The organism is Bacillus sp. FSL K6-2839, assembly GCF_038003365.1.
GTDB lineage: Bacteria > Bacillota > Bacilli > Bacillales > Bacillaceae > Bacillus.
Genome location: NZ_JBBOOZ010000001.1, coordinates 1,891,906 through 1,904,058 on the forward strand (window position 1 = coordinate 1,891,906; position 12,153 = coordinate 1,904,058).

Genomic DNA, 12,153 nt, shown 5'->3' on the forward strand with positions numbered 1-12,153 from the left:
TGATTAAAAATGGATCGCCTTCCCGTCAACAGCAAGAGCTGCCTCACCAATCGCTTCTGATAAGGTAGGGTGCGGGTGGATCGTTTGCCCCACTTCCCACGGTGTTGCATCAAGTACTTTGGCTAATCCAGCTTCAGATATCATATCTGTGACATGAGGACCAATCATATGAATCCCTAAAATATCATCTGTCTTTTGATCAGCAATGATTTTGACGAATCCATCAGACTCCCCGTACACAAGCGCTTTTCCGATCGCCATAAAGGGGAATTTCCCTATTTTGACTTCAAAGCCTTGCTCTTTTGCCGCCTGTTCAGTGAGTCCAACACTAGCGGTTTCTGGGTGAGAGTAGACACATTTAGATACGAGCGTTTCATCGAGCGGCTTTGGATCTTTCCCAGCCATATGTTCCACAGCAATCATGCCTTCGTGTGAAGCCACATGTGCCAGCTGAAGCCCGCCAATGACATCTCCTATTGCATAAATATGCGATTCTTTTGTTTGATAATGTTCATTCACGACAATGCCTTGTTTTTCTGTTTGAATGTCCGTGTTTTCAAGACCAATGCCTTCAATATTTGGTACTCTGCCGACTGAAAGAAGAAGTTTTTCCGCTTCAAACGTCTGAATGTCTCCATCCTTTTCTGCTTGAATCGTCACGAGATTCTCCTGCTTTTTGACGGTATCTGGCAGTACTTTCGCATTTTTCACAAAGGTGATGCCTTTTTTAGATAAAAGCTTTTCCATTTCTTTAGAAATGTCATGATCCTCTGTTGGCAATATGCGATCTGCAAATTCAATCACAGTCACCTTCACACCAAAATCATTGAGCATGGAAGCCCACTCAATTCCGATCACCCCGCCGCCGACAATGAGCATTGACTGTGGAAGCTCTGGCAGTTCAAGTGCATCATCTGATGAAAGAATGTGCGTCCCATCTGCTTCAAGCCCAGGCAGCACCCGCGGTCTTGAACCTGTTGCAATAATGACCTGCTTTGGAATGAGCATTTCATTTTCATCTCCATTTGTCATTTCTACGGAGATGGTTCCTGGCATTGGTGAAAAGATAGATGGACCAAGGATACGGCCGATCCCTTCATAGACATCAATTTTTCCTTGTTTCATTAAGTGTTTGACGCCGCCTGCTAGTTTCTCTACAATCTCTGTTTTTCTTTTCTGCACATTGGCAAATTGCAAGGCAATGCCGTTTGCCTCAACGCCAAAATCAGCAGCACGTTTGACGGTTTGATAGACTTCTGCACTTCTAAGCAGCGCTTTAGACGGAATGCATCCTTTATGCAGACATGTTCCGCCAAGCTTTTCTTTTTCTACAACTGCTGTTTTCAATCCAAGCTGTGAGGCACGGATGGCCGCTACATAGCCGCCTGTGCCTCCACCAAGAATGACGAGGTCATATTCAGTTGCCATGACTTGTCACTCCTTTCTTCATTCGTTGATCATTTGGGTATTTTTTCGGTGTTTCTTCTTCTTTTAAAATACGAAGTGCACCTTCTGCTAAGGATTGCAGTTCATTTTCGCCTGGATACACGACAACATCTGAAATCCAGTCAATGTATCCTCTAATACTTGATGTAATTTGTTTGCTGTACGCAAGTCCGCCTGTTAACACAATGACGTCAACTGCTCCTTTTAAGACAGCACTAGCCGCACCGATTTCCTTGGCAATTTGATAGCACATCGCTTCATAAATCAGCGCCGCCCGTTCATCGCCTGCTTCAATCATGCGCTCCACTTTCACAGCATCTGTCGTGCCAAGGTAGCCCGCAAGTCCGCCTTCACCAATAATGCGTTTCAGCATTTCCTCTTGGCTGTACTCACCAGAAAAGCAAAGATTGACGAGGTCACCTGTTGGCAGGGTCCCCGCTCGCTCCGGGCTGAAAGGTCCTTCGCCATGCAGTCCGTTATTGACATCAATGACTTTTCCTTTTTCATGTACACCAATGGTGACGCCGCCGCCCATATGCGTAATAATCATGTTCAAATCTTCGTAGCGCTTCCCAAAGGAAGCAGCTGTTTTTCTTGCGACTGCTTTTTGATTTAATGCATGGAAGATGCTTTTTCTTTCAATCGTTGGCAGCCCTGAAATACGAGCAATTGGTTTTAGCTCATCCACCACAACTGGATCGACAATAAAAGCTGGGATGTTCAGGCCAAGTGCAATTTCTCGTGCAATGATACCGCCAAGATTTGATGCATGCTGGCCGGCATATCCTTCTTTGAGGTCTTGGGCCATTTGCTCATTGACTTCATATGTGCCTCCTTCGATAGGCCGGAGAAGGCCGCCGCGTGCGCACACTGCATCAAACTTCGAGATGTTCATCCCTTGTTCATGCAGCGTTTTCAGGATTGTTTCTTTACGAAATGAAAATTGATCAATGATATGTGGGAATTGCTTTAATTCCTCATCTGTATGTCTGAGTGTCGTTTCAAAAATAGATCGTTCATTGTGAAACACACCGATTTTTGTTGAAGTAGAGCCAGGATTGATTGTGAGAATACGCCATTCTTTTGTCAGCAAAAACAAAACCTCCGTTTCAACTCATTCTTCAAATTAGCGACGACTTAAAATATGTTGACCATTTTGCAGGAATTGGCTTCTTGATTTGCGCATTCTTTCAATTCGCTCCTCTGCCAATCGGTCTGCCGCTTTATAAGTTGGAATGGCATCACGGTTTGAAATTTCAATGACACGTTCAATATTTTGGTAAATACCTTCCACTTTTTTCATCGCACGATCTGCATTATAGCCATAAAGCTCATCAGCAACGTTAATCACGCCGCCTGCATTGATCACATAATCAGGTGCATAGACAATGCCCATTTCATGGATAAGATCGCCGTGATGCGTTTCTCTCAGCTGGTTATTGGCTGCACCTGCGATGACCTTTGCTTTCAACTTAGGAATCGTTACATCGTTAATCGTTGCACCAAGTGCACATGGTGCATAAATATCACATGCTTGATCATAAATATCGTCAGGGTCTACTGCTTTTGCACCAAAGTCTTCTACAGCTCGTTTTACAGAGTCTTTGTTGATATCTGTGACAATCAGCTGTGCGCCTTCTTCGTGCAGGTGTTTACACAGATTGTAGGCCACATTCCCAACACCTTGGACAGCAATTGTTTTTCCTTCTAATGAATCGGTCCCAAATGCAGCTTTGGCAGCAGCTTTCATCCCTTTATATACACCGTAAGCCGTAACAGGAGACGGATTTCCGGAAGAACCAAATGCAGGAGAAATACCTGTCACAAAGTCTGTTTCTTCATGAATAAGATCCATGTCTTCTACCGTTGTACCGACATCCTCCGCTGTGATATAGCGTCCATTCAATCCTTGAATGTAGCGTCCAAACGCACGGAACATTTCTTCATTTTTATCTTTTCTCGGGTCACCGATGATGACTGTTTTCCCGCCGCCAAGATTCAGGCCTGCTGCTGCGTTTTTATAAGTCATCCCTCTTGCTAGACGTAACGCATCTTCGATCGCTGCTTCTTCGTTTTCATACGTCCACATTCTCGTCCCGCCTAGTGCTGGCCCAAGTGTTGTATCATGAATAGCAATAATGGCTTTTAAGCCAGACTGTTCATCCTGACAAAATACAAGCTGCTCATAATCGTATCGTTCCATATATTTAAAAAGTTCCATTGTTTATTCCTCCTATGACTTCCGCTTAATTTGATGTACAGATGGCAAGTGCAATTGAATAAAGCTTACTTTCGGCTGTATCCGACCGGCTTGTTAAGGCAATCGGCGCCTTCGCTCCTGCCACCACAGCTCCCACCTTTGCATGTGCAAAGTAGATGAGAGATTTATAAAGAATGTTCCCTGCTTCAATCGTTGGCACAAGCAAAATATCTGCATGACCGGCGACATCACTTGTAATATTTTTATGAGAAGCTGCCGTTTGAGAAATGGCATTGTCTAAAGCAAGAGGCCCGTCAATGAGGCAACCAGAAATTTGACCTCGCCTATTCATTTGTGCCAGACTTGCCGCTGTCAAAGTTGAATCCATTGCCGGGTTCACGACCTCTACCGCAGATAACACTGCCACCTTTGGCATGTCGTTTCCGACAGCTTGTGCTACTTGAACAGCATTGATCGTGATCTCTTTGAGCATATTTAAATCGGGCGCGATGTTCATCGCAGAATCCGTGACATAAATAAAACGATCAAAGCCCGGCACTTCGAATGCCGCGACATGTGATAGGACACTCGCTGTCCGCAGCCCGTACTCTTTATTCAGTACCGCTTTTAAAAGAACGGCTGTCGGGACATGCCCCTTCATCAATATATCTGCATGCTTCTCACTCACTGCCTGCACGGCAATTTTGGCTGATTCTTCAGGAGAATCCGAATGAATAATATCTATCCAGTCCTCATTGATCTCATGCTGTTTCACCAGCTCCTTTAGGTTGCGTTTGTTCCCAACCAGCAGGAAGCGAGCGACCTTTCGTTCAATTGCCATCTTGATGGCATGAAGCACTTCTTCGTCTTCTGCATGAGCCACAGCAGCAGTTTTATTTTGCAGCTGGGCGGCTTTCATAATCAGATCGTCAAGCTTCATATATGTCCACCTTTCCTTATGCTCGGTTCATGGTTTTCATATGCAAGTTCTGTGCCAGCTTGAAATGCAGCGACATAAGGCATTTCGCATGAAATACATGCAATTTTTTGCAGGTAACATGCATTTTATTGCATGCTATCTTTTGCAAGTTGATATTTATCCATTTTATAGTAAAGGTTTCGAATACTAATCCCTAACGTTTTCGCTGTTTTCGTGCGGTTGAATTGATGCTTTTCAAGGGTTTGTTTAATCAGCTGCTCTTCAAATGCCTCAACAGCATCCGAAAGTGTCTCTCCCTCAAATTGACTGACAGCCAGTTCCTGCTGCTCTTTTTCTTCCTGCTCTTCTGACTCCATGAAGGAAATATGATCTTCATCGATCCATTCTTCTTGCGGGTTCAAAAAGATCATGGCTCGTCCAAGGACATTTTCCAGTTCTCTTACGTTTCCAGGCCAGCTGTAGGATCGAAGTCTATCGAGCGCCCCTTCCGTTAAGCCGCTCACATTTCGTCCATAGTCTAAATTGATCTTCTGGATGAGACGTTTGCTTAAGGAGTCAATATCTTCAAGGCGCTGCCTTAGCGGCGGAATAGAGATCGGATATCTGTTCATGCGATAATATAAGTCCTCTCTGAATTTTCCTTCCGCCATCGCTTTTTCAATATTGACATTTGTTGCGGTGATCACACGTACATCAACAGGTATGGCTTTTGTTCCGCCTACTCTGACAATTTCTTTCTCCTGCATGACGCGTAATAATTTTGCTTGTGTACTTGGCGTCATTTCACCAATTTCATCCAAAAAAATACTGCCGTGATTTGCCTCTTCAAACAGCCCTTTTTTACCGCCGCGCCTTGCACCAGAAAACGCTCCTTCCTCGTAGCCAAAAAGCTCTGACTCTAAAAGGGTTTCCGATAAGGCCGCACAGTTGACTCTTACAAAGCGATTATATTTCCGGTCACTTTCATTGTGTATAGCGTGCGCGAACAGCTCTTTCCCAGTACCTGATTCTCCCCTGAGTAAAATGGTGGCTGGTGTTTTTGCCCCTAGCTTTGCCTGCTCAAGTGCCACAAGCATTTGCTCACTTTCTCCAATAATGTCTTCAAAAGTGTACTTTGCTTCAAGTGTACGGATGAGCTGTCTTGCTTTATTCAATTCATTGGTGAGTGATTGAATTTCTGATACGTCATGAATGACGCCGACACTGCCTTTTAGAATGCCATCAACGATCACTGGCGCTACGTTGACGATCACATCCTTCTTATTTGGTCCGACTTTCATTCTAACGCCTCGAACCGGCCTTCTCGTTTCAAGCACCTTCAAATGCATGCTTTCTCCTTCAGAAATATCCGCACCTGCTGGTTTGCCCACAACTTCTTTGTCTGTTAACCCCGTCATTTTCGTGTAAGCTCGGTTGATTAAAATTCCTTTCCCCTGCTCATCTACGACGGATATCGCTTCATCCGATGATTGAATAATGGCCTCAAGCATTGTCCGCACTTCTTTGAGGTTTGTGACTTCCTCCGCAAGCTCCACCGCATCTGTAATATCTTTGAAGATCGATAAAGCGCCCAGCATTCTTCCTGCGTCATCAATAATTGGCAAACGCGTTGTGACAATTTGTATTTGCTGATTCAGAAATTGTTTTTGATTAAATTCAGGCTCCCTCGATCTTAAAATATCAGGAAGCTTTGTGTTTGGAATGACTTCACGTATGTGACGGCCAATCGCATCTTTTTGCGAACATCCAACCATTTTGGCAGCCGACCGATTAAATAGGACGACTTCTTCATCCATATTAATAAAAATCATGCCATCGTTCGTTGCATTAAAAATGCGGTCATGTTTATAGGTTTGTTCCTTTAATATTTGAATGAGCTGATGCTTTTCTGACATTAATTCTGATATGACGTATGCCATCGAACTCGGAACAATGACAGCATGCTCTCGTTTTTCTTTCATCAGTTCTTTAAGCACAGCTGAACTGCCCGTTGTTTCAATGATGATATCAATGTCATCTTTTATGTATTCTTTCCAATCCGTTGTCGTATCGATTCCATTCTTTTTCGCTTCTACCATCCCCGGTGCCCCAAGATCAAGGTCGGCGATCGCAACGATTTGAATCATATTTGTTTTCAGCAATGTTTCAAGCAATATTGATCCACCGTGTCCTGCACCGACAATCAAGACTCTCTGCATCCCGTTACCCCTTTATATGAAAAAATTTGCACACCATATTTTTCCGTTGCAAAAAATTGCACAACTCTTATATTACCACGTTTTCCTTTCTTGACAAAATATTTTTTGAATTAGACAATGGAAGTAAATGACGTTTAAGGGGACATTTGATGGGGAGAATACTTGCATTAGTGATTATTTTAATACCTGGTGCGCTTGCTGCACTTGGGATTAAGCTGCTGCGTGACACGGTTTTCGGCATCATCATTGCACCATTTCCATTTTTATGGCTGCAAGGAATTGCAGGTTTATTATTTTTAGGAGGAGGTCTTTATGTAGTCGCTGGCTTTATTTTATATAGAGATCGCAAACACAATAAAGTGACCACCCGCTTTAAGCAGAGATAGACATAAAAAAAGACCCGCTTTTGATAGCAGGTCTTTATTTCATTTCTTCTCTTATTTTGACAGCTCTGTCAGGAAAATCAGTGAAAATTCCATCGACACCTAAGGAAAACATGCTTTTCATCTGCTTTTCACTGTTTACCGTAAACGGCCTGATCACTTGCTGAGCGGCACGGAGAGCCGACACGACTTCTTTTGTCACCCCTGCGCCCTTTATATTCGGATGATAACCTCTTGCAGGCACTGTTTTTAAGTACATCTCCGGCTGATGAATCACATCCATTGTGAGAACAGCAAGCTCAACATGCGGCATCAGCTTGTGAAAAAGAGCTAAACTCCCATGATGAAACGATGAGACAAGTACACGATCTTCTATTTGAAAGTGTTCAATTTGCTCCTTTACTTTCTCTTCAATACCAGGATATCGATAAATGGAATTTTTCAGTTCAATATTGATGATGAGTGATGGTTGCTGCGTCACTAGCTCCAATACTTCCTCTAAAAGAGGAATGGATACAGCACCGGTTTCTTCATAGAAAGAATGACTCGCATCTCCTGCTTTTAACTCTTCATATGTATGGTCTTTCACTAATCCCTTCATATTCGTTGTTCTGTTCAGCTTCTCATCGTGAATGACAGCAAGCTTGCCATCTTTCGTCAGCTGAACATCGAGCTCAATTCCGTCAGCTCCAGAATGGAGTGCTTGCTCAAAGGCTATCATGGTATTTTCAGGGTAGATTCCTTTAAAACCTCTGTGTGCAAAAATTTTCGTCATAGGTCACCTCTAAGTATGATGCTTCCTTTCATTATGACGTGTCTCTTTTCGTTTTTCCAGTTTGAGCACATAAAAAAACCTCTTCTGATTAGTACGAAGAGGCTCACAGATAAATTCGATCACGTAATCGCTCTGATGGCTTGCTCTGTCGTCTCTGCGTCAAGAGCAAAAAGGGAAGAAACAACTGCGACTGCTGTAACGACGGTTACACCTAACAACAACTTTTTCATAAGATAACCTCCACTTTCTTTTGAAGTATTTGTGCATCGAATTTCTTTTCAAGAAAACGAATGGCATTTTGATAGTCATTTCGTTCCTTGAAGTATTTCGATATTTGTTCAGACAAATCCTCAAGCTCCACATATAATCTATTTTTTTCTATGTAGTCTAATTTTTCAGAGAATACGTCTGCTGCTCCACTATTTTCGCACATCAAATCCAAAATTTCAAATTTTACTATATATTCATTATTTTGGATATCGCAGCTATACTGAATACCCTCTTTAATATATTCCTTCGCCTCTTGATCTCCTAGATGAACCAAGGCATTTGCCAGAACATATAAAGATTGGATGTAATAATGGCTATTGTCACGGTGAATTTGAATGCCCATCCCTTTTTTGGCATATTGTGCGCTTTTTTCATAATCAGGCTTCGCATAATAAAGAACGGCTAAATTGTGATAGCATTTCCCAATCAGCACTTCATTGTTAATGCGTTTACTTTTCTCAAGTGCTTCTTGGTATTTTTCTTCTGCTTCTTCAAATTGAAACAAATCAATACAATTACTTGCATGTAAAATCAAACTGTCAATCGCCTGCGCTGTATACTCTTCATGCGCTTTGAACGTATCGATGGCTTTTTTGATATGATTAATGGATATGAAATTTTGTTTCAGTTCGTAATAGATTGAAGCAACCTTATGGTGAAAAGTTCCTACTTCCAGGTCTTCATTCACACGTTTTAGGCGCTGTTCTGCAATTTTGTAAAAACTGATGGCTTCATCATACTTTTTCACATATGCAGCATATTGGCCTTTGTAAAAGTAAAAATAAAAATTAATAATGTCATCTGCTTTCTCATCGAGCGTTCCGACACTCTTCATAATGTGATTGGCTTTTTCAATATTTCCAAGTAACATTTCATGTCTGCCATTAACAAGCTGATAATAAAGGAGAACTTCACGGTCTTCATCTGTATTTTTTAGCAAATTCTGAATTTTCTCTTTATAGACAGCAGATTTTTCTAGGTCATTCTGAGAAATGACCCTCGTCCACTTGCTAATTTCGTTCGCTACCTCAGCAGAGTGGATTTTCAGCTTTCCCATAACCTCACCCTCTTCTTCTCATTATTATAGCATAGTAAAAGAATGTGAAAATTATTAAATTCGACAATGGGAATATTCAGTTCAAATGGCACAATCTCTAAGAAGCCAGTGACTTTAAAACGCCAACCAATCAGGTCAATAGAAATAGAACTTTCGATCTCATTTGCTTTATTTACCAAATCCATCAGACCTTTTCCTCTCATCCTTTTCCTTACGAATGAGTTTTTTCTTCTTCTATTTGAAGAACAATTGATTGGCGTAGCTGATTACCACTAATTTATGACATACCCATTTCTTTCATGCTTAATTTTTCATTTTATTCCGAAAATAAAGCAAGCCGAGTTGTCCAAATGAAACAATAAGATGATTGTATCAACACAACCAATTTTTAACAATATTTTTCGAAATAAAAAAACGCCTCTTTGCAGAAACGTTTTTTTAAGAAAATGAACTAGCTAGCTCTATGCTCTAAGCGCAGACGATCAGCCACCATAGCAATAAATTCAGAATTGGTTGGTTTCGCTTTAGACATGCTGACTGTATAACCAAAGAGTGAAGAAATGGAATCGATGTTTCCTCTGCTCCAAGCAACTTCAATCGCATGGCGAATCGCTCGTTCTACCCTGCTGGCAGTCGTGTTAAATTTCTTCGCGATGTCTGGGTACAACACTTTTGTGATGCTTCCGAGAAGCTCAATGTCATTGTACACCATCGAAATCGCTTCTCTTAAGTATAAATATCCTTTAATATGAGCGGGTACGCCAATCTCATGAATAATCGTCGTAATGCTCGCATCTAAGTTTTTACGTTTCGGTTCAGGTTTGTTCCGAAGGACACTGTTTTGGATAGATGAAGATCGATGGGTGACTTGTGTGCCGTTTCCACTGACTTGACGAATATGACCGACTAGGTTTTCCATATCAAATGGCTTTAAGATGAAATAGGATGCGCCCAAATCAACTGCTTTTTTCGTGACATCTTCTTGACCGAACGCCGTTAGCATAATCACACTTGGCTGTTTGGTCATGTCATTGTTTTCACGGAGGCGTTCCAGTACAGCAAGACCGTCTAAATGAGGCATGATAATATCTAAGAGGAGAACGTCGGGCTCTTTATCTTTAAATAATGTCAGACATTCCTGGCCATTATACGCCACGCCAAGTACTTCCATATCTTCCTGTCCCTCAATATACTCTGTCAAAAGGCCAACAAGCTCTCGATTGTCATCAGCTACACACACTTTAATTTTCTCCACGTTCTTTCCTCCCCAATGTCGATTCCTTTAGTCTTTTGCATTTCTCTTCTGAGTGTTCAATTCGACAAAACCATGCTATCCCCTTTAAAAAACTTTAATTTTCCGAATAATAGAGCATTATCTAGCTTTTTCTACGTTTTTCTTAACGAATCGACGATTATTGCAATTTGACAACATACTATTTTCCATTTTGTCGAAAAATCTCTTTTTCCTTATTTTATAACATGATGGCAGAGAAAGAAAGGGGAGAAAAAAACTGCCGGGAGATTCGCGGCAGTTTGATGATCAGCTTGCTTTTTTGTTTTTTTGATAAAGATCGATTCCTGCTTCTGACAGCATCCATTCAATGTGTACGCCGTACCCGCTTGTCGGATCATTGACAAATACGTGTGTGACCGCTCCAATGACCTTTCCGTTTTGGATGATGGGGCTTCCGCTCATGCCTTGGACGATACCGCCCGTTTTATCTAAAAGACGCTCATCTGTTATCTTCAATACCATCCCTTTTGTTGCCGGGAATTTCTGCGGTGTCGTGCTGACGATTTTAATATCAAACTTCTCCACTTTATCATGATCCACAACGGTTAAAATTTCTGCTGGACCTTCTTTTACTTCATTTGATAAAGCGACTGGAAGCGGTTTGTCTGATACATGATTTTCAAGCTTTTCGGTTAACGTACCAAAGATACCAAATGGGCTGTTGCGGGAGATATCCCCTATCGTTTTTCGTTCGGAAGAGAATCTCGCCAATTTTTCTCCAGGATTGCCTCCTGTGCCTTTTTCAATTGATGTCACGGTTGATCTGACAATTTCACCATTGTTGACAACGATTGGTTTTTTTGTATCCATGTCAGAAATCACATGCCCAAGGGCACCATATTTTTTAGAAGATGGTTCAAAGAAGGTCATCGTGCCGATTCCTGCTGCGGAATCTCGAATGTAAAGACCAATTCGATAGGTGCCTTCACTTGCATCTTTTGCGGGTGTTAATGTTGTTTGAAAGGTTTTATGGTCTCTTTTTATGAGTAAACGAAGCGTTTCACCTGTTTTTCCTGCTTTCTGGATAAATGGGGTGAGGTCATTCATTTTCTCCATCTTTTGACCATTGATTTCAATGATCATATCCCCTGATTGAATGCCTGCGGCTTCGCCTGGTGATTTTTTGCCGTCTGCTGTTGTGATTTGATGAAAACCTACAACGAGAACTCCTACTGAGTGGAGCTTGACGCCAATGGATTGTCCTCCAGGAACGACTTTTAATTCAGGGAGAACGTCGACTTTTGTTTTCTTAATAGGAAATCCTTTAAAATCATAAACAATTTCGGCTTTTCCCGCCTTTTGTCCTGTCACTTCAAGCTGATTCTTTTTCTCTGAAAGACTAAAGGCTTGTGAAGAAGCATTGGCTGACGCTTCTATTGATGTGTCAATTGAGTGCTTCTGTTTTTCAAATACAGCAACATTTGTTGGAATGCTGATGTATTCCTTCACTATGCTCATAAACCCTGTACTTATTAAAGAAACAAGGAGAATCACACCAATGGCTTTTCTCATCTTTTCGGGCATTCATTTTTCACTCTCCTCGCTCCTTACCCACACCAGAACACTCATGTTTTGGCTACATCTTTACTT

Annotated in this window: 10 protein-coding genes; 1 reads left to right on the forward strand and 9 read right to left on the reverse strand. The window is 41.8% G+C overall.

What is annotated here, in order from left to right:
• Nucleotides 1-3: 3 nt before the first annotated feature.
• From lpdA to MHH26_RS09615, 5 genes are all read right to left on the reverse strand, one after another.
• On the reverse strand, nucleotides 4-1,428 hold the full coding sequence (gene lpdA, locus MHH26_RS09595; RefSeq protein WP_340973274.1) for a dihydrolipoyl dehydrogenase: 1,425 nt from the start codon (nucleotides 1,426-1,428) through the stop codon (nucleotides 4-6).
• On the reverse strand, nucleotides 1,418-2,539 hold the full coding sequence (gene buk, locus MHH26_RS09600) for a butyrate kinase (RefSeq protein WP_370876250.1): 1,122 nt from the start codon (nucleotides 2,537-2,539) through the stop codon (nucleotides 1,418-1,420). Before buk ends, lpdA begins: the two co-directional genes overlap by 11 nt.
• Before the next feature lie 33 nt (nucleotides 2,540-2,572).
• A complete protein-coding gene (bcd, locus tag MHH26_RS09605; protein WP_003215658.1) occupies nucleotides 2,573-3,667 on the reverse strand; it encodes a branched-chain amino acid dehydrogenase in 1,095 nt (364 codons plus the stop codon).
• Between the two features lie 25 nt (nucleotides 3,668-3,692).
• A complete protein-coding gene (gene yqiS / locus MHH26_RS09610) occupies nucleotides 3,693-4,586 on the reverse strand; it encodes a phosphate butyryltransferase (protein ID WP_034661238.1) in 894 nt (297 codons plus the stop codon).
• A 125-nt stretch (nucleotides 4,587-4,711) separates the two neighbouring features.
• Nucleotides 4,712-6,784 carry a sigma-54 interaction domain-containing protein gene (locus MHH26_RS09615; protein WP_307499894.1) on the reverse strand — a complete coding sequence of 691 codons (2,073 nt, stop codon included), beginning with the start codon at nucleotides 6,782-6,784 and terminating at the stop codon, nucleotides 4,712-4,714.
• Between the two features lie 149 nt (nucleotides 6,785-6,933).
• Here MHH26_RS09615 and MHH26_RS09620 point away from each other — a divergent pair, with 149 nt between their 5' ends.
• Nucleotides 6,934-7,170 (forward strand): DUF2627 domain-containing protein, encoded by a 237-nt coding sequence (locus MHH26_RS09620; RefSeq protein ID WP_307499895.1) that lies wholly within the window; start codon nucleotides 6,934-6,936, stop codon nucleotides 7,168-7,170.
• A 34-nt stretch (nucleotides 7,171-7,204) separates the two neighbouring features.
• Here the strand turns inward: MHH26_RS09620 and MHH26_RS09625 are convergent, their stop codons facing one another.
• The 4 genes from MHH26_RS09625 to spoIVB form a co-directional block, all read right to left on the reverse strand.
• Nucleotides 7,205-7,942 carry a glycerophosphodiester phosphodiesterase gene (locus MHH26_RS09625; protein WP_307499896.1) on the reverse strand — a complete coding sequence of 246 codons (738 nt, stop codon included), beginning with the start codon at nucleotides 7,940-7,942 and terminating at the stop codon, nucleotides 7,205-7,207.
• 226 nt (nucleotides 7,943-8,168) lie between these two features.
• Nucleotides 8,169-9,269, reverse strand: coding sequence for a Rap family tetratricopeptide repeat protein (locus MHH26_RS09630; RefSeq protein WP_066030680.1), 1,101 nt, complete (start codon nucleotides 9,267-9,269; stop codon nucleotides 8,169-8,171).
• 451 nt (nucleotides 9,270-9,720) lie between these two features.
• On the reverse strand, nucleotides 9,721-10,524 hold the full coding sequence (gene spo0A / locus MHH26_RS09635) for a sporulation transcription factor Spo0A (RefSeq protein WP_012010520.1): 804 nt from the start codon (nucleotides 10,522-10,524) through the stop codon (nucleotides 9,721-9,723).
• A 285-nt stretch (nucleotides 10,525-10,809) separates the two neighbouring features.
• Nucleotides 10,810-12,087, reverse strand: coding sequence for a SpoIVB peptidase (spoIVB, locus tag MHH26_RS09640; RefSeq protein ID WP_340973278.1), 1,278 nt, complete (start codon nucleotides 12,085-12,087; stop codon nucleotides 10,810-10,812).
• Between the last annotated feature and the right edge of the window lie 66 nt (nucleotides 12,088-12,153).

What these genes read in the sequence shown, in the direction of transcription:
- lpdA (WP_340973274.1), bottom strand. Translation starts at nt 1,428, where the DNA reads ATGGCAACTGAATATGACCTCGTCATTCTTGGTGGAGGCACAGGCGGC.
- bcd (WP_003215658.1), bottom strand. Translation starts at nt 3,667, where the DNA reads ATGGAACTTTTTAAATATATGGAACGATACGATTATGAGCAGCTTGTA.
- yqiS (WP_034661238.1), bottom strand. Translation starts at nt 4,586, where the DNA reads ATGAAGCTTGACGATCTGATTATGAAAGCCGCCCAGCTGCAAAATAAA.
- MHH26_RS09615 (WP_307499894.1), bottom strand. Translation starts at nt 6,784, where the DNA reads ATGCAGAGAGTCTTGATTGTCGGTGCAGGACACGGTGGATCAATATTG.
- MHH26_RS09620 (WP_307499895.1), top strand. Translation starts at nt 6,934, where the DNA reads ATGGGGAGAATACTTGCATTAGTGATTATTTTAATACCTGGTGCGCTT.
- MHH26_RS09625 (WP_307499896.1), bottom strand. Translation starts at nt 7,942, where the DNA reads ATGACGAAAATTTTTGCACACAGAGGTTTTAAAGGAATCTACCCTGAA.
- MHH26_RS09630 (WP_066030680.1), bottom strand. Translation starts at nt 9,269, where the DNA reads ATGGGAAAGCTGAAAATCCACTCTGCTGAGGTAGCGAACGAAATTAGC.
- spoIVB (WP_340973278.1), bottom strand. Translation starts at nt 12,087, where the DNA reads ATGCCCGAAAAGATGAGAAAAGCCATTGGTGTGATTCTCCTTGTTTCT.